The organism is uncultured Agathobaculum sp. (genome assembly GCF_963927765.1).
In the GTDB taxonomy this organism is placed as follows: domain Bacteria; phylum Bacillota; class Clostridia; order Oscillospirales; family Butyricicoccaceae; genus Agathobaculum.
The window spans coordinates 1-16,511 of sequence record NZ_CAWVCU010000094.1 but is presented as its reverse complement, the minus strand read 5'-3'; the positions used below and the strand labels follow the sequence as shown (position 1 = coordinate 16,511).

Annotated in this window: 18 protein-coding genes and 1 tRNA gene; 11 read left to right on the top strand and 8 right to left on the bottom strand. The window is 55.0% G+C overall.

The window, feature by feature from the left end; all coding sequences use genetic code 11:
• Positions 1–40: 40 nt before the first annotated feature.
• The 9 genes from ABGT74_RS08545 (at position 41) to ABGT74_RS08505 (ending at position 9,721) form a co-directional block, all read left to right on the top strand.
• Positions 41–685 (top strand): amino acid ABC transporter permease, encoded by a 645-nt coding sequence (locus ABGT74_RS08545; protein ID WP_297282302.1) that lies wholly within the window; start codon positions 41–43, stop codon positions 683–685.
• A gap of 12 nt (positions 686–697) precedes the next feature.
• Positions 698–1,486 (top strand): amino acid ABC transporter ATP-binding protein, encoded by a 789-nt coding sequence (locus ABGT74_RS08540; RefSeq protein ID WP_346705195.1) that lies wholly within the window; start codon positions 698–700, stop codon positions 1,484–1,486.
• 282 nt (positions 1,487–1,768) lie between these two features.
• Positions 1,769–2,950 carry a 4-hydroxybutyrate dehydrogenase gene (locus tag ABGT74_RS08535; RefSeq protein WP_297282300.1) on the top strand — a complete coding sequence of 394 codons (1,182 nt, stop codon included), beginning with the start codon at positions 1,769–1,771 and terminating at the stop codon, positions 2,948–2,950.
• Positions 2,951–3,077: 127 nt separating this feature from the next.
• On the top strand, positions 3,078–4,529 hold the full coding sequence (locus tag ABGT74_RS08530) for a 4-hydroxyphenylacetate 3-hydroxylase family protein (protein WP_346705198.1): 1,452 nt from the start codon (positions 3,078–3,080) through the stop codon (positions 4,527–4,529).
• Between the two features lie 87 nt (positions 4,530–4,616).
• Positions 4,617–4,883 carry a hypothetical protein gene (locus ABGT74_RS08525; protein WP_346705194.1) on the top strand — a complete coding sequence of 89 codons (267 nt, stop codon included), beginning with the start codon at positions 4,617–4,619 and terminating at the stop codon, positions 4,881–4,883.
• A gap of 49 nt (positions 4,884–4,932) precedes the next feature.
• Positions 4,933–6,501, top strand: a complete 1,569-nt coding sequence (locus ABGT74_RS08520) for a CoA-transferase (RefSeq protein ID WP_346705193.1) — start codon at positions 4,933–4,935, stop codon at positions 6,499–6,501.
• A 180-nt stretch (positions 6,502–6,681) separates the two neighbouring features.
• Entirely contained in the window at positions 6,682–7,869 is a 1,188-nt protein-coding gene (locus ABGT74_RS08515) for an acetyl-CoA C-acetyltransferase (RefSeq protein WP_297282297.1), read from the top strand.
• Positions 7,870–7,994: 125 nt separating this feature from the next.
• Positions 7,995–8,810 (top strand): enoyl-CoA hydratase-related protein, encoded by an 816-nt coding sequence (locus ABGT74_RS08510; RefSeq protein ID WP_297282296.1) that lies wholly within the window; start codon positions 7,995–7,997, stop codon positions 8,808–8,810.
• 41 nt (positions 8,811–8,851) lie between these two features.
• A complete protein-coding gene (locus tag ABGT74_RS08505) occupies positions 8,852–9,721 on the top strand; it encodes a 3-hydroxyacyl-CoA dehydrogenase NAD-binding domain-containing protein (protein ID WP_346705197.1) in 870 nt (289 codons plus the stop codon).
• A gap of 169 nt (positions 9,722–9,890) precedes the next feature.
• Here ABGT74_RS08505 and ABGT74_RS08500 read toward each other — a convergent pair whose 3' ends face one another.
• Both ABGT74_RS08500 and ABGT74_RS08495 read right to left on the bottom strand, forming a co-directional pair.
• Positions 9,891–10,409, bottom strand: a complete 519-nt coding sequence (locus ABGT74_RS08500; protein ID WP_346705192.1) for a nucleoside recognition domain-containing protein — start codon at positions 10,407–10,409, stop codon at positions 9,891–9,893.
• 143 nt (positions 10,410–10,552) lie between these two features.
• Positions 10,553–11,137, bottom strand: a complete 585-nt coding sequence (locus ABGT74_RS08495; RefSeq protein ID WP_297282294.1) for a nucleoside recognition domain-containing protein — start codon at positions 11,135–11,137, stop codon at positions 10,553–10,555.
• Positions 11,138–11,227: 90 nt separating this feature from the next.
• On the opposite strand from ABGT74_RS08495, the gene ABGT74_RS08490 reads away from it, so the two are divergent.
• Positions 11,228–11,470, top strand: a complete 243-nt coding sequence (locus ABGT74_RS08490; protein ID WP_125116396.1) for an AbrB/MazE/SpoVT family DNA-binding domain-containing protein — start codon at positions 11,228–11,230, stop codon at positions 11,468–11,470.
• Between the two features lie 28 nt (positions 11,471–11,498).
• Here ABGT74_RS08490 and ABGT74_RS08485 read toward each other — a convergent pair whose 3' ends face one another.
• The 6 genes from ABGT74_RS08485 to ABGT74_RS08460 all read right to left on the bottom strand — a co-directional run bounded on the left by ABGT74_RS08485 (position 11,499) and on the right by ABGT74_RS08460 (position 15,959).
• Positions 11,499–11,795: a sporulation transcriptional regulator SpoIIID gene (locus ABGT74_RS08485; protein ID WP_297282293.1), complete on the bottom strand. Its 297-nt coding sequence runs from the start codon at positions 11,793–11,795 to the stop codon at positions 11,499–11,501.
• Between the two features lie 140 nt (positions 11,796–11,935).
• Positions 11,936–12,511 carry a TetR/AcrR family transcriptional regulator gene (locus tag ABGT74_RS08480; RefSeq protein ID WP_297282292.1) on the bottom strand — a complete coding sequence of 192 codons (576 nt, stop codon included), beginning with the start codon at positions 12,509–12,511 and terminating at the stop codon, positions 11,936–11,938.
• 161 nt (positions 12,512–12,672) lie between these two features.
• Complete coding sequence (locus ABGT74_RS08475) at positions 12,673–13,824, bottom strand: sodium ion-translocating decarboxylase subunit beta (RefSeq protein WP_297282291.1); 1,152 nt, start codon at positions 13,822–13,824, stop codon at positions 12,673–12,675.
• Between the two features lie 16 nt (positions 13,825–13,840).
• Positions 13,841–14,230, bottom strand: a complete 390-nt coding sequence (locus ABGT74_RS08470) for a biotin/lipoyl-containing protein (protein WP_346705191.1) — start codon at positions 14,228–14,230, stop codon at positions 13,841–13,843.
• 14 nt (positions 14,231–14,244) lie between these two features.
• The gene (locus ABGT74_RS08465; protein ID WP_346705190.1) at positions 14,245–14,589 is read right to left on the bottom strand and encodes an OadG family transporter subunit; all 345 of its coding nucleotides are present in this window, start codon (positions 14,587–14,589) and stop codon (positions 14,245–14,247) included.
• A gap of 2 nt (positions 14,590–14,591) precedes the next feature.
• Complete coding sequence (locus ABGT74_RS08460) at positions 14,592–15,959, bottom strand: pyruvate carboxylase subunit B (protein WP_346705196.1); 1,368 nt, start codon at positions 15,957–15,959, stop codon at positions 14,592–14,594.
• 465 nt (positions 15,960–16,424) lie between these two features.
• Here ABGT74_RS08460 and ABGT74_RS08455 point away from each other — a divergent pair.
• Positions 16,425–16,501: transfer RNA gene (locus tag ABGT74_RS08455), tRNA-Arg, on the top strand.
• The last annotated feature ends 10 nt before the right edge of the window (positions 16,502–16,511 follow it).

Below are 16,511 nucleotides of genomic sequence, written 5' to 3'. Positions count from 1 at the left end.
CTGCCCCGCCTACCTTTGTTTGGGGAAAGGGTATTTTTACATGTCTGCGTCTGTCATTTTTACCAGCCTGACAAAAACCTTTGGCATAAACTGCCAGATTTTTTTCGTCACGCTGCTGTTTGCACTTCCGCTCGGGCTGATTATTTCGTTCGGCTCGATGAGCCGCTTTGCGCCGTTGCGTGCCATCGTCAAAACCTTTGTCTGGATCATCCGCGGTACGCCGCTGATGCTGCAGATCATCATCATCTTCTACGGTCCCGGCTTGCTTTGGGACGGTGATCTGCTGCCGCGTCTGACCGCAGTTTGTGTAGCATTTGTCATCAATTACGCCTGCTACTTCTCCGAAATTTACCGCGGCGGCATCCAGTCCATCCCGCGTGGCCAATATGAAGCCGGACAGGTACTCGGCATGACCAAGAGCCAGATTTTCTTTAAGGTCACGCTTTTGCAGGTCATCAAACGCGTCATCCCGCCCATGGGCAACGAATTTATGACGCTCATCAAGGACACTGCGCTGGCCAACGTCATCGCCACCAAGGAAATCATCATGATGAGCAAGGAATACGCCACCAAGGGCCTGATTTGGCCACTGTTTTCCACTGCCCTGTTCTTCCTGCTGTTCTGCGGCATTCTGACGCTGCTGTTCGGCTGGCTGGAAAAGAAAATGGACTATTTCCGCGTGTAAGGAGGTGCCGAAATGCCTATTTTGGAAGTACAAAATATCAACAAGAGCTTCGGCTCCACCAAGGTGCTGAACGATATCAGCTTTTCGCTGGAGCGCGGCAAAGCGCTGGCCATCATCGGCTCGAGCGGTTCGGGCAAAACCACGCTGCTGCGCTGCCTGAACTTTCTGGAGACACCGAACGTAGGCCGCATCATCGTCAACGGCGAAATGCTGTTCGATGCCGCGGACCACTCCTCCAAAAGCGACGAAGAAATCCGCAAGCGCCGTCTGCACTTTGGTATGGTGTTCCAGTCGTTTAACCTGTTCCCGCAATATACCGCGCTGGAAAACGTCATGCTGGCAAGTCTGCTGCTTGCCAAGGAGCGGCCGGACTATAAGCAGAACAAGCGCGCCATCCATGAGGAAATTGAGCACCACGCCATTGAGCTGCTCAGTCAGATGAGTCTGGAAGGCCGCATGAGCCACTATCCGCACCAGCTTTCCGGTGGTCAGCAGCAGCGTGTGGCGATTGCTCGTGCACTTGCTCTGCATCCCGACATCCTGTGCTTTGATGAACCGACCTCGGCGCTCGATCCCGAACTGACCGGCGAGGTGCTCAAAGTCATCCGTTCGCTGGCCGACCAGCACACCACCATGATTATCGTCACGCACGAAATGGCCTTTGCGCGCGACGTTGCCGACCACATCCTGTTTATGGACGGCGGCGTGATCGTGGAGCAGGGTACCCCGACCGAGCTGTTTGAAAATACCCAAAACGAGCGAACCAAGGCTTTTTTGAGTCGTTTTTCACAAAACAACTAAAGACTAGCAGTTCTTACAAAAGCTTTTCAGCACTTTCCACCAACTCCCCATTTACAAAACCTTATAAATACGATAAAATAATCCCGTATTACAAAATGCGGGATTTTTTATTGTCTTTTTGTACAGGAACGCTTGGTTATTTTTTGATGATTTTTTTGTTTGTTTGTGTTGAAGTTGTGGCATGGATTTGCTACAATAAAAGCACAGGACAAATCTGTCCTGCCAAAGATGTAAAAGCCCGCACGGCCTTTTATAAATTTTTAGAATGGAGATGTATCAATTATGGCTATGGATGCTTTCAGCGCCTCCCTGATGCAGGACAAGAGAGAGATCATCATCGCCCCGACCATTTACAAGTTTGCAAACTTCGGTGATTTCGCCGCAGAGTTCAAGCTTGGCGAGCGCGATGTTGTCCTGACCAACGAATTCATCTACAAGCCCTTCATGGAAGAGCTTGGCCTGAAGAGCAAGTTTGTTTTCCAGGAGAAGTTCGGCGCAGGCGAGCCTTCCGAAGCAATGATCGAAACCATGTACGAGGCCATTCCGTATGATTCCTATGACCGCGTTATCGCTGTTGGCGGCGGCGCTATCATGGACCTGTGCAAGCTGCTCGGCTGCAAGCGCCCGTCCTCTGTACATGAGCTGTACTTCAAGCGCGAGCCCGTTGTACATGAGAAGGAAGTTATCGCTATCCCGACCACCTGCGGCACCGGTTCCGAAGTAACCAACATCTCGGTTGCAATCGTTAAGGACGAGAAGGACGGCAAGCTGACCGGCGGCGAGACCAAGCTCGGTCTGGTTTCCGATGACATCATCCCGAACAAGGTTTGCCTGGTTCCGGATCTGCTCAAGACCCTGCCCTACAAGCCGTTCGCTGCTTCCGCAATCGACGCGCTCATCCACGCAACCGAGTCCTTCCTGTCCCCGCACCGCAAGACCGTTACCTCCGAGATGTACTCGGTCAAGGCGGCTGAGATGATTCTGGAAGGCTTCCGCCGCATCGCGCTGGAAGGCCCGGACGCTCGCATGGATTATCTGGGCGAGTTCGTTACCGCTTCCCTGTTTGCCGGCATCGCATTCCTGAAGGCTGGCTGCGCAACCGTACACGGCATGTCCTTCCCGCTCGGCGGCACCTATCATGTCCCGCACGGCGAATCCAACTACGCTCTGTTCGGCAAGATCCTTGAGCTGTACAACGAGTACGAGCCGAACGGCGAGCTGGGCAAGTTCAAGGAAATCGTTGCGCGTTGCCTGGGCTGCACCAAGGACGACGCTCTGCGCACGCTGAACGTCACCCTCGAGAAGGTTCTCCCGCTCAAGCCGCTGCATGAGTACGGCTTCAAGGAAGAGGACATCAAGAGCTTCCCCGTATCGGTAGAGGCAAATCAGCAGCGTCTGATCACCAACTCCTACCGTCCGTGGAGCATCGAACTGAGCGAGCGCGTATACCGCGAGTGCTTCTGATTTCTGTAAGCGTTTCGCCTGAACAGGGCGGGGACCCCCGCGTTCCCCGCCCTGTTTTTTCTTAGAAGGTATGTTTGCCGCGCACCGGCAAACCCTTGTGAAAGTTTGAAAAGAGAAAGGATACTTGATCGCTATGATGACCAAAGACCAGTACATTGAGTCCTTGCGCAAGCTCAAGCTCAATCTGTATATGTTCGGTGAAAAGGTGGAGAATCCTGTAGATAACCCGATCATCCGCCCCTCGCTTAACTCCTTCGCAGCTACCTATGAGCTGGCAGAGGATCCCCAGTACGAAGACCTGATGACCGCAACCAGCCATATCTCTGGCAAGAAGATCAACCGCTTCACCCACATGCATCAGTCCACCGACGACCTCATTAAGAAGGTCAAGATGCAGCGTCTGCTCGGCCAGAAGACGGCTGCCTGCTTCCAGCGCTGCGTTGGTATGGACGCAATGAACGCCGTATTCTCCTCCACCTATGAGATCGACGAGGCCTGCGGCACCAAGTATCACGAGAACTTCGTCAAGTTCCTCACCCGTGTACAGGACGAGGACCTCGCAGTTGACGGCGCAATGACCGACGTTAAGGGCGATCGTTCTCTGGCTCCGTCCAAGCAGGCCGACCCCGACCTGTTCCTGCACGTTGTTGAGCGCACCGCCGACGGCGTATACGTCACCGGCGCCAAGGCACACCAGACCGGCTTTGTAAACTCTCACGAAGTGCTGGTTATGCCGACCATCTCCATGCGCGAGGGCGACGAGGATTACGCAATCTCCTTTGCGGTTCCGACCGACTCCGAAGGCATCACGCTGATCTACGGCCGTCAGTCCTGCGACACCCGCAAGACCGAAGAGTACAACGACATCGACGTGGGCAACAAGGTTTACGGCGGTCACGAAGTGCTGGTCATCTTTGACCATGTGTTCGTTCCGAACGACCGCATCTTCCTCAACGGCGAAGTGAAGTTCGCCGGCATGATCGTTGAGCGTTTCGCTGGCTATCATCGTCAGTCCTACGGCGGCTGCAAGGTCGGCGTTGGCGACGTGCTGATCGGCGCGACTGCACTGGCGGGCGAGATGGCTGGCTCTGCCAAGGCATCCCACGTCAAGGATAAGCTGATCGAAATGACCCACCTGAACGAGACCCTGTACTGCTGCGGCATAGCGTGCTCTTCGCAGGGCACCAAGACCAAGGCGGGCAACTACCTGATCGACCTGCTGCTGGCGAACGTCTGCAAGCAGAACGTCACCCGCTTCCCGTACGAGATCGCGCGTCTGGCGCAGGATTTGGCAGGTGGCCTGATGGTGACCCAGCCTTCTGAGGCCGACTACCGCAACCCGGTTCTCAAGCCCTACATTGAGAAGTACCTCAAGGGCGTAGCTTCCGTTCCGACCGAGGACCGCATGCGCGTACTGCGTTTGATTGAAAATATGACGATGGGCACTGCTGCTGTCGGCTACCTGCCGGAGTCCATGCATGGCGCAGGTTCGCCCCAGGCTCAGCGCATCATGATTGCCCGTCAGTCCAATCTGGAAATGAAGAAGGAACTGGCGAAGAAGATTGCTCGTATCCAGTAATCTCTGAGCATTGCATAGGCACTCATGGAGCACCCGTGGGTGCCTATGTTTGCAATTTCACTTCAGCCAAAGGAGGCTCAACGCACCATGCTGCGCTGCACTGTTAAATTCTGCGGCGGCTGTAATCCGCGCTATGACCGCGGAGAAGTCTATCAAACCGTGCGCACCTCCCTTGCGGACGTCGCCGCATTTTCCTATCCGGAGGACGGCGTCCATTACGACGCACTGCTGATTATCCGCGGCTGCACCGGCTGCCCCTATCTGTACGAGGAGATCGACGCGGACCACCGCATCATCATCGACTCGGCCGACGGCATCGAGGAAGCCATCCGGACGATCCGGCAACTCGCGTAGATTGAACGGCCGCGTCAAGCGCCCGTTATTCTGAGGAGGATGATAGAACATGAAGAAAGTAAGCATTATCTCGGCGGAGGAGGCCGCGCTCAAGGTTCAGGACGGCGACACGATCGCCACCGGCGGCTTTGTCAGCTGTGCCTGCCCGGAAACCCTGTCCAAGGCGCTGGAGAAGCGTTTCCTTGAGACCGGCCATCCGAACAACCTGACCCTGTTCTTTGCAGCCGGTCAGGGCCACCGCGACGGCACCGGCGGCGACCACTACGGCCATGAGGGCATGGTCAAGCGCGTCATCGGCGGCCACTGGGACCGCGCACCGCGTCTGGGCGAACTGGCACTGAACAACAAGATCGAAGCCTACAACCTGCCGCAGGGCGTTATTTCGCACATGTATCGCGATATCGCTGCGCACAACATCGGCACCATCACCCACGTTGGTCTGAAGACCTTTGCCGACCCGCGCAACGGCGGCGGCAAGCTCAATGACGTGACCAAGGAAGATCTGGTCAAGATCGTCAACATCGAGGGTCAGGATCGCCTGCTGTACAAGGGCTTCCCGATCAACGTAGTTTTCCTGCGCGCGTCCTACTGCGACGAATACGGCAACTGCACCGTACATAGAGAGATCGGCCCGCTGGACGTTACGGCTATGGCACAGGCGTGCAAGAACTCGGGCGGCAAGGTTATTGTACAGGTCGAAAAGATCGTACAGGGCGGCTCGCTCGACCCGAAGCTGGTTGCCATCCCGGGCATCTATGTTGACTCGGTCGTTGTCGGCTCGGACGAAGAGAATATGCAGTGCCTCGGCATGCCGTACGACGGCGCGCTGACCGGCGAATTCCGCATCCCGGTGGACGCAATCCCGCCCATCCCGATGGATGCTAAGAAGATCATCGCCCGCCGTGCAGCGATGGAGCTGCCGCAGGACGCGATTGTCAACCTCGGTACCGGCGCACCGGAGAAGATCGCGAACGTCGCGGCGGAAGAGGGTATCTCAGACAAGATGACCCTGACCGTTGAGGCTGGCTCGATCGCAGGCGTGCCCTACGGCGGCACCCAGTTCGGCGCGGCTGCCAACGCCATGTGCATCATCCCGCACAATGTACAGTTTGACTTCTATCAGGGCGGTGGCCTTGATGTTGCGTTCCTCGGCCTTGCTGAGACTGCACCCAACGGCGACCTGAACGTTTCCAAGTTCGGCACCCGTCTGGCCGGTGCAGGCGGCTTCATCGACATCACACAGAACGCAAAGAAGGTCGTTTACTGCGGCACCTTCACCGCCAAGGGCCTCAAGACCGCCTGCGAGGACGGCAAGCTTGTCATCACGCAGGAAGGCGCGAAGAAGAAGTTCGTCAATCAGGTGGAGCACATCACCTTCTCCGGCGATTACGCCAACGAAGTGCACCAGCCTGTCCTGTACATCACCGAGCGCGCCGTGTTCGAGCTGCGTCCGGAAGGCGTCACCCTCATTGAGATCGCGCCGGGCATCGACCTGCAGACACAGGTGCTCGACCAGATGGAATTCGAGCCCAAGATTGCTTACCAGCCGGACGGCTCGATCAAGCTGATGGACGCCCGCATCTTCCGCGACGAGCTGATGGGCTTGGCGAACGATTAAGTTCCGATTTTTTCTGTGTGAGTGTTGTGCAGATGTTGGGTATATTGTTAATCGTTTAACAAACTTTCGTAAAACCCCTTGCAATTCTCCACACTTTTGATAAAATATTAACGAACTCGAAAGAGACACCAAACTGCACCGGTGCGTCCGGTGCCAGAGAAGAAAAGGAGTAACAGCCAAATGAACGTTTACATCTGTTCCGCTGCCCGTACCGCTATCGGCACTTATGGCGGCACCCTCCGCGACGTACCTGCCGCTCAGCTCGGTATTGCTGCTGCCAACGCTGCTGTTGAACGCGCTGGCGTTGACAAGGCCGCTATCGACGAATGCCTGTTCGGTCAGGTATTGCAGGGCGGCGTTGGTCAGAACGTAGCCCGTCAGGTATCTCTCGGTATCGGCATGCCGCTTGAGACCCCTGCCATGACCCTCAACAAGGTTTGCGCATCCTCTATGCGTGCGATCTCTCTGGGCTCTCAGATCATCCGCTCCGGCGAGGATCAGATGATGCTGGTCGGCGGCTGCGAGTCCATGTCCGGCGCACCGTATATCTCCCGCAACATGCGCTGGGGCGCTCGCATGAACGACGTGAAGTTCGTTGATATGATGGTTTACGACGGCGTATTCGACGTATTTAACCAGTATCACATGGGCATCACCGCGGAAAACGTTGCCGAGAAGTACGGCATCACCCGCGAGATGCAGGACCAGATCGGCTATGAGTCCCAGATGAAGGCTGCCAAGGCGATCGCAGACGGCCGCTTCAAGGACGAGATCGTTCCGATCGAGGTCAAGAAGAAGAAAGAAACCATTATCTTTGATACCGACGAGCACTGCCGTCCGCAGACCACTCTCGAGGGTCTGGCAAAGCTGCGCCCGGCCTTCAAGAAGGACGGCACGGTTACCGCAGGCAACGCTTCCGGCATCAACGATGCAGGCGCAGCGATGATCATCGCGTCTGAGGATTTCGTCAAGGCACACGGCCTCAAGCCGCTGGCTAAGATCCGCTCCTTCGGCTCTGTCGGCTGCGATCCGGCTATCATGGGCATCGGCCCGATCGAGTCCACCCGTCAGGCTCTGAAGCGCGCTGGTCTGACCGTTGCTGACCTCGACCTGGTCGAGTCCAACGAGGCGTTTGCTGCGCAGGCTGCTGCGGTTAACCGCGAGCTCGGCTTCGACATGGATAAGGTCAACGTCAACGGCGGTGCAATCGCTCTGGGTCACCCGATCGGTGCAGCAGGCTGCCGTATCACCACCACCCTGCTCCACGAGATGATCAAGCGCGACCTGACCATCGGCCTTGCCACCATGTGCATCGGCGGCGGCATGGGCGAAGCGCTGATCGTAGAGCGCGACGAGCTCTGCAAGTAATCACCGGCAGACAGCTTTTCGCACCCTCTCCGCATTGATTCCTGTAATTTGAACGAGTATCCGTCAGGCTGCACAGCTCTGACGGATACCGGTTCGTCAGAATGATTGAAAGGAAGTCTTTATCAATGACTGATGTAGTAGTTGAGAAAAAAGGCCATGTAGCGGTCGTCAAGATCGAGCACATGAAGGCGATGAACGCGCTTTCCACCGACATGTATGCGCAGCTGGAAGAGGCGTTTGACGAAGTCGGCAAAATGGACGACGTTTACTGCGTAATCCTGACCGGCTCCTCCACCGTTAACAAGAAGGGCAAGACGGTCAACTCCTTCGTCGCTGGCGCTGACATCGCGCAGATGTCCACCATGACGGTTGAAGAAGGCAAGTTCTTCGGCAACGACTCCAACCGTGTCTGCTGGAAGATTGAGAACTTCAAGCGCCCGGTCATTGCAGCGATCAACGGCTTCTGCCTCGGCGGCGGCTGCGAGCTGGCAATGAGCTGTGACATCCGTCTGGCATCCGACAATGCACTGTTCGGCCAGCCGGAAGTTGGTCTGGGCATCACCCCGGGCTGCGGCGGCACCCAGCGTCTGGCTCGCATCGTTGGTCTGGGCAAGGCCAAGGAGCTGATCTACACGGCTCGCGGCAACTACACCGCTCAGCAGGCGCTTGAGATGGGTCTGGTCAACTACGTATATCCGCTGGAAAACCTGATGGACGAAGCCATGAAGCTGGCAGAAGAGATCGCGTCCCAGGCTCCGATTGCGGTTGCTCTGTGCAAGGAAGCCATCAATGTCGGCATGCAGACTGACCTGAATTCCGCTCTGAAGTTCGAGGGCAACGTATTCGGTCAGTGCTTCGCTACCGAGGATCAGAAGTACGGCATGGCTTACTTCCTCGACAAGAACAAGGAGAAGCCTGCAAAGGAATTCAAGAACAAGTAAGCGTTTTTGTGAATTGATAAGAGTGAGAGAGAGGTTATAATATCATGAAAGTTTGTGTATTCGGCGCCGGCAACATGGGTGCGCGCATTGCAGAAGTATTCCTGACCAACGGTCACGATGTCACCATGATTGACATCAAGCAGGAGTTCCTCGATCGCGGTGTCAAGACGATCACCAATGACCTGTCCTTCATGGTAAAGAAGGAGAAGATCACCGAGGAGCACAAGAACGAGCTGCTGGCTGGTCTTAAGACCTCTGTTGACCGCAAGGCTGCTGCTGATGCTGACTTCGTTATGGAAGTTATCCTCGAGCGCATGGATCTGAAGAAAGAACTGCTGGCTGAGCTGGATGAGATCTGCCCGGCACACACCATTTTCGCAACCAACACCTCTGCTCTGTCCCCGACCGAGCTGGCGGCTTCCGTCAAGCGTTCGGATAAGGTCATCGGCTGCCACTTCTTCAACCCGGCCCAGATCATGAAGCTGGTTGAGGTAACCCGTGCGATCCAGACTTCGGATGAAACCTTCAAGACCGCATTTGATCTGATGGCTTCTCTGGGCAAGACCCCGGTTGCTGTACAGGAAGGCCCGGGCTTTGTTGTAAACCGCATCCTGATCCCGATGATGAACGAAGCTATGGGCATCGTTGCGGATGGCATTACTTCCCCGGCAGACGTCGATATCGCAATGCAGCTGGGCGCTGGCATGAAGTCCGGCCCGCTCCACACCGCTGACCTGGTTGGCCACGACGTTAACCTGGCGATCATGGAGACCCTGTACCGTGAGACCGGCGACCCGAAGTACCGTCCGCATCCGCTGATGCGCAAGATGGTTCGCGCTGGCTGGCTGGGCGTCAAGACCGGCAAGGGCTTCTTCGAATACGACGAATACGGCAAGGAAATCGTGAAGTAACCTGTTTATACAAGCAGAGGCTACTGTGCAAAACGCACAGTAGCCTCTTTTTTCTTTCGATTTTTTTGTTGGTTTATCCACATTTATCGTTTTCTTCTAACATTTGTTTGGCAAAATCAACAAATTTTGCAGCAATCTATGGCATTTCTCGAACAAACAGGATATAATATTAAATATCTGGGAAATAACATTTTACCAATGCGGCTGAGGCGGCAAAAGCTGCCAAATCCGCACATAATGCGGCCGGAATAGCGTAGCGCATTTTCTTTAATCCCAAGTGTCCACCATAAATGCTGATGGTATAAAAACTGGTTTCAGAGGCACCCAGCATCACTGCTGCAACCCGGCCAATATAGCTGTCCGGCCCATATCGCCCAATCAGCTCACTGCCCAGCGCAAGGCCTCCGCCGCCGCTGATCGGTTTGAGCAAAGCCAGCGCCACGCAGTCTTTGGGAATGCCAAATGCACCAAACAGCGGTGCAAGCCATCCCGCCGCCAAATCAATTGCACCGGATGCCCGCAGCATGTAGACTACGGTCAGCATCCCCACCAGCGTAGGCAAAATGCTCACAGCTGTGTGCAACCCTTTTTGTGCCCCGCGCAGGAATACCGGGAACACATCCACCTGTTTATACAATGCGTATAAGCCAATTGCTGCGAGCAGCAGCGGGATCAGTGTTGCCTGCACAACTTTTCTACGCGCTCCTTTCCATCATTTTTGACGTTAATTTCAAATTTTGGAAAATAATTTTGGAAATAACAGGTAATTCGACATCTTTTGTGTCCGCTTTATGTAATAATACAAATTGTAATCCAACCAAACATTTCCTTCTATTTTTCCGCACGGAACCAGGGCCGCATCAGTCTTCCGCTGAGCAGCACCACCGCCACTGAAAAAATGGACGCGCCCCAAACCGGCAGCATGATGTCAAACGGCGATGAAGCGCCGCAAGCTGCCCGTACAGCCGCCACAGTAGAAGGAATCAACTGGATGGATGCAGTGTTCAAGGTAATCAATGTCAAGACGGTATCCGGCGAACCGCGTCGCCCCTCCAACGTATAGAGCCGATCTGCGGCACGTAGACCGAGTGGTGTGGCCGCATTGGATAGCCCCAACAGGTTTGCCGCAACATTCGCGCTGACTGCCTCCATGGCTTCACGGTCTGCCGATGCTTTTCCAAACAGCGGACGCAGCAACGGCATCAACATACGGGACAGCTTTTCCGCTAGGCCGGAAGCCTGTACCAACTCCATAATGCCGCTCCAGAAGCACATCAGGCCGGCAATGCTGATGATGAGTGTGACCGCTTCCCCGGCCCCGGTGCCGACCGCTGTCGTCACGGCATCCAGTCTTCCGGTGAACGCGCCGCAAATCAGCGCCAAAACCAGAAATGCAACCCAAATGGCGGATAGCATCCGCACAATCCCCCTCTCTGTCCAAGCTCCCCCAGCGGGGTTTTGGTGATACAAGATTCGACTGAAAAGAAATGAAGGAGTGTTTCACACATGAAGTCTACCGGTATTGTCCGAAAAGTGGATGAACTTGGCCGTATCGTACTGCCTATCGAATTGCGCCGTACGATGAACATAGATGTCAAGGATGCCCTGGAGATTTACGTAGACGGCGATCAGATTGTTCTGAAGAAATATGAGCCGTCCTGCATCTTCTGCGGTAACGCAAAGGATATCATCCATTACAAGGGTAAAAACGTATGTGCGTCCTGTGCGCAAGAACTCAAGCTGCTCTAATACCAGCACTCTACAGCCATCCCACTTCTCAGGGATGGCTGTTTTTTGATGCCATCCTTCTGGTCTGCTCACTCGCAGCCTGCGCCCGATATTTCTCCCGCGTTGCCATACCGCCGCGAATATGCCGCTCCTCCTTATTCGTTTGCAAAACGGCCTGTACTTGCTCGTACAGCACCGCATTGAGCTTTTTCAGGCGTGTGGTAATATCCTTATGTACCGTTGATTTGGACACGCCAAATTGCGCCGCAGTCTGCCGTACCGTCGCTCCCTCCTGAATCATATATTGTGCCAGCCGGATTGTACGCTCCTCTGGTAAGCCTTTCACCGTCGTCCCCCCTGACCTGTTGACGCTTTCATTACTCTCAGTCTATGCGCCATTCAGACCGTATAGAACGCGGCTTCTGTGGTTTGTCGTATCGCTGCAATCACATGCGTCATCGAAAAAGCAAAAACAATGCGCTGCTCTTACTTGAGCAGCGCATTGATGCCATTGGTATGATATTCCACCAGCCGATTGAGATTCATGCGTACCTCACGCGGCCGAACACGGTTTTTAAGAATCTGTACTGTGCCGTCGATCAGGTTGCGGGCCATGATCTGCGCGATCAGCAGACTATTGTCCTCGTCCGCCAGTAGCGGCGCAGTCTTGGCCGCCAGCATATCGATCATGCTTTTGCGAAGATCCTCATACCGCGTGCCGTGAGACTGCTCCATAATGAGCAGCAGACCGTACTTTTCCGCCAACAACAGCGAAATGACCTCTTCTGTCAGCAGCACCTGATATTCGCGCTGACCGGTACGCGGATCGAAACGCTTATCCTTAAACCGCAGAATCAGCTTTTTCAGACCTGCTGCCGCACCGTCGGTCAATTCGTAAAACAATTCCTCTTTGTTCTTAAAGTAATGATACAAGTTGCTCTTACTAATATTGACCTTATCCGCAATCATTTGCAGAGAAGTGCGGTCATAGCCCCGCTGCAAAAACAAATGCTGTGCTTCCAACAAAATCTTATGCCGAAGCTCATCCTTTAATACCTGCACAATAAAGACCACCCGTTCATTTCTTGCTTTTATTATAGCATTTCTGACTTTTTTGTCAATAATCGGGCGGTTCCTTCCTGCTTTTGATACAACACCCAAGAGGACAAAAAGAAAAAGGACGTCGGATAACCGACGCCCTTTCGCTTTTTTCGAACGCTATTTTATGCACCGAAAACCTTGAGCATAAAGCCCGCAGCCACGGCAGAACCGATTACGCCGGCCACATTCGGACCCATGGCGTGCATCAGCAGGAAGTTGGCCGGATTGGCCTTCTGCCCTTCCACCTGCGACACGCGCGCCGCCATCGGAACCGCAGATACGCCTGCCGAACCAATCAACGGATTGACCTTGCCGCCGGTCAGCTTGCACATAATCTTGCCGAAGATCAGGCCGCCGATGGTGGAGAACATAAACGCAATCAGGCCAAGAATGATGATCTTGATGGTGTCCCACGTCAGGAACGTGCTGGCAACCGCCTTGCAGCCGACCGACAGGCCGAGGAAGATCGTCACGATGTTGCACAGCGCGTTCTGTGCGGTATCGGACAAACGCTCGGTCACGCCGCATTCACGCAGCAGGTTACCCAGCATCAGCATACCAATCAGCGGCGCCGTATCCGGAATCAGCAGGATAACGACCGTCGCAACCGCGATGGGGAATACGATCTTCTCGATCTTGGAAACTGGACGGAGCTGCTCCATCTTGATCTCGCGCTCTTCCTTTGTGGTCAGCAAGCGCATGAGCGGCGGCTGGATCATCGGAATGAGCGCCATATACGAGTACGCGGCAATGGCGATGGCGGGCAGATAATCGCGCGCCAGACGCGAAGCGACCAGAATCGCCGTCGGGCCATCCGCACCGCCGATGATGCCAATGGCCGCAGCTACCGCACCCGGGAAGCCGAGCGCCAAAGCCAGCAGGAACGCGGCGAAGATACCCAGCTGTGCTGCCGCACCCAGCAGCAGCGAAGAGGGGCGCGCAATCAGCGGGCCGAAGTCAGTCATCGCACCGATGCCAAGGAAAATGATCGACGGATAGATCGCATGCTCAACGCCCTGATAGAACACCCACAGCATACCCGGACTAGAGGTTGCGGTCGGCGCGTTGAGTAAGCCTGTGATCGGAAAGTTTGCCAGCAGCATACCGAATGCAATCGGAATCAGCAGCAACGGCTCAAATTTCTTGCCAATACCCAAATAAAGCAGCACAAAGGAGATCAGGATCATAATCAGGCTGCGCGGATCGTCCGCCAATGCGGCAAAACCCGAACCCGACAGGATCTCTCCCAGCGCTTCGATAAACGAAAATTGCATATCCGTGCGCCTCCCGTTACATCGTGCAGAGCACCGCGCCGGTTTCTACCGTCGCGCCCTTCTGTACGCTGACCGAACCTACCGTACCATCATGCGGCGCACAGATTTCGTTTTCCATTTTCATGGCTTCCAGAATGAACAGCACATCGCCTGCCTTAACGGCCTGTCCTGCCGCACAGCGTACATCCAGGATCGTGCCGGGCATCGGCGCGGATACGATCTCGCCGCCTGCCGGTGCGGCAGGTGCCGGGGCTGCTGCCGGAGCCGATTTCGCCGCCGGTGCTGCGGCAGGTGCAGCGGGTGCTGCCGGTGCTGCGGGTGCGTTCCCAACAGCTACCGCACTGACCGAACCTTTTTCCACTTCTACTTCATACTGTTTTCCGTTCAGCGTAACCATATATTTCATCGTTTGCTTCCCCCTTAAACCGCCTTAATGGATTTGAACACAAGCTGATCGAGCGGAATACCCGTCTCATGGCTGACAATCGCCATGACGCAAGCCGCTTGCGTCTCGTCGATGCCTTCCAGCACAACCTGCGGCGCAGGCTGGGCCGCCGCGGGCGCGGCAGCTGCCGGTGCGGCAGGGGCGGGTGCAGGCATGGGCGCCGGGGCCGGCGCGGCCGCCGGACGGTGCTCCACGCTGGAAACTGCGCGGGATACCACGGCAATGATGCCCCAGAGCAGCGCCAGCATGATGAATACAATGACAAAGCCGGACAGTGCGACCATCAGCGCGTCTATCAGGCTGAGCGGATCCTGAACCATGATCAGCCGACCTCCTTAATCGTGTAGCTTGCGGTGAATGTGTTCTCGCGGCGCTGAAAATACTGCTCCGCCTGCTGCGGGAAGGCGATATAGGACAGCACGTCCTCCTCGCAGCGCGCCATGCTGCCAAGGTGCGCCTTGGCTTCCTCGTATTCCGGCGCCAGCGTCTCCGCAAAGCGGCCGGTCATGGGCTGCTCGCCGCCGAGCACTTTTTTCGCCAGCTCCGGATTGATCGTGCCGGGGGCTTTACCGTATTCGCCCTTGATATAGCTTTTGATTTCCTTACCGATGGACTTATACCGTTCACCCAGCAGCACGTTTACCGTGGCCTGTACGCCAACCATCTGGCTCAGCGGCGTTACCAGCGGCGGATAGCCTAAATCCGCGCGCACGCGCGGCGTTTCATCCAGCACCGCATCCAGCTTATCAATTGCGTTTTGTGCCTTGAGCTGTGCCACCAGATTGGACAGCATGCCACCCGGAATCTGATAAATGAGCGCATCGGTCTTGGTGGACAACACATACGGATCGAACATGCCGTTTTCCGAGAATTTCTCCTTGACCGGCAGGAAGAAATTATTGATGCGGTTGAGCTCCTGCGCATTGACACCGCAATCGTAGCCCATCTGCGTCAGCGCATACACGATCGACTCGGTCGCAGGCTGACTGGTGCCGCCTGAGAAGCAGGAGGTCGCGCAGTCGATGCCTGCTGCGCCCGCTTCAGCAGCCTTGAGATAAGTCATATATCCCAATCCCGTCGTGGCGTGCGTATGCACATAAATCGGCAGCCGGATATTCTGCCGCAGTGCGGTTACCAAATCATAGCACTCCTGCGGCGACATAATGCCCGCCATATCCTTGATACACAGCGAGTTACAGCCCATCTGCCCGATCTGCTTGCCCAGCGAGACAAACATCTCCAAATTATGGATCGGGCTGAGCGTATAACAGATGCAGCCCTGCGCATGTCCGCCTGCCTTGATGCACTCGTCCACCGCAGTCTCAATATTGCGCAGATCGTTGAGCGCGTCGAAAATTCGGATGATATCCATACCGTTTTCTACGCTCTTGCGCACAAATCTGCGCACCGTATCATCCGAGTAGTGATGATATCCCAGCAAATTCTGTCCGCGCAGCAGCATTTGCAGCTTGGTGTTTTTCATGTGCGACTTGATTTTTCGCAAACGCTCCCAAGGGTCCTCGTTCAGATAACGTAGGCAGCTGTCGAAGGTCGCACCGCCCCAGCATTCGATAGAATGATAGCCTGCTCGATCCATTTCATCCAGCACAGCTTCAAAGTCATCAAACGGCATACGGGTTGCGATCAACGACTGCTGTGCATCTCGGAGCACAGTTTCGGTGATATGCATTTGTTTCACAAATATACCCTCCTTATAGCCGAAAAACAGAGGATTCAGTCAAACTATACCTACTCCCCCATTTTACATAATTGTATCATAGCATGTTCTCATTCGATACGCAATGTTTTTCTTTTCACAAAGTTTTTCACCCCTTTTTGTTTTAATTTTCTCCTGCCGCTTGATTGACATTTCATTTCAAATGCAGTAAGATAAATAAATAGTCTGCGCTGCGCACCTGCTTGCAGGTACAGCTAAATCAGTGCATTCTTTCCGTGTTCATTTTTTATATGCCCTCGTAGCTCAGTTGGATAGAGCGGTCGCCTCCTAACATCTGGCAGGTCGTCGCCCGCTGACGCCGCAAAACTTTATATTTTTTCATATGCCCCTGTAGCTCAGTTGTATAGAGCGACCGCCTCCTAAGCGGCAGTTCGTTCGAATCCTGTTTAGCCCGAAAATTGAATATTTGTTGTATACGCCCCCGTACCTCACCGGGATAGAGGGTCCGCCTCCTAAGCGGAATGTAGTGAGTTCGAGTCTCGCCGGGGGTGCCAAAACAACCGC

Excerpts from the sequence above, each read along its gene's own strand:
- ABGT74_RS08520 (WP_346705193.1), top strand. The coding sequence starts at position 4,933 with ATGAAGAAAGTAAGCATTATCTCGGCGGAGGAGGCCGCGCTCAAGGTT.
- ABGT74_RS08460 (WP_346705196.1), bottom strand. The coding sequence starts at position 15,959 with ATGCATATCACCGAAACTGTGCTCCGAGATGCACAGCAGTCGTTGATC.
- ABGT74_RS08525 (WP_346705194.1), top strand. The coding sequence starts at position 4,617 with ATGCTGCGCTGCACTGTTAAATTCTGCGGCGGCTGTAATCCGCGCTAT.
- ABGT74_RS08490 (WP_125116396.1), top strand. The coding sequence starts at position 11,228 with ATGAAGTCTACCGGTATTGTCCGAAAAGTGGATGAACTTGGCCGTATC.
- ABGT74_RS08465 (WP_346705190.1), bottom strand. The coding sequence starts at position 14,589 with ATGGTTCAGGATCCGCTCAGCCTGATAGACGCGCTGATGGTCGCACTG.
- ABGT74_RS08540 (WP_346705195.1), top strand. The coding sequence starts at position 698 with ATGCCTATTTTGGAAGTACAAAATATCAACAAGAGCTTCGGCTCCACC.
- ABGT74_RS08510 (WP_297282296.1), top strand. The coding sequence starts at position 7,995 with ATGACTGATGTAGTAGTTGAGAAAAAAGGCCATGTAGCGGTCGTCAAG.
- ABGT74_RS08545 (WP_297282302.1), top strand. The coding sequence starts at position 41 with ATGTCTGCGTCTGTCATTTTTACCAGCCTGACAAAAACCTTTGGCATA.
- ABGT74_RS08475 (WP_297282291.1), bottom strand. The coding sequence starts at position 13,824 with ATGCAATTTTCGTTTATCGAAGCGCTGGGAGAGATCCTGTCGGGTTCG.
- ABGT74_RS08495 (WP_297282294.1), bottom strand. The coding sequence starts at position 11,137 with ATGCTATCCGCCATTTGGGTTGCATTTCTGGTTTTGGCGCTGATTTGC.
- ABGT74_RS08470 (WP_346705191.1), bottom strand. The coding sequence starts at position 14,230 with ATGAAATATATGGTTACGCTGAACGGAAAACAGTATGAAGTAGAAGTG.
- ABGT74_RS08515 (WP_297282297.1), top strand. The coding sequence starts at position 6,682 with ATGAACGTTTACATCTGTTCCGCTGCCCGTACCGCTATCGGCACTTAT.
- ABGT74_RS08535 (WP_297282300.1), top strand. The coding sequence starts at position 1,769 with ATGGCTATGGATGCTTTCAGCGCCTCCCTGATGCAGGACAAGAGAGAG.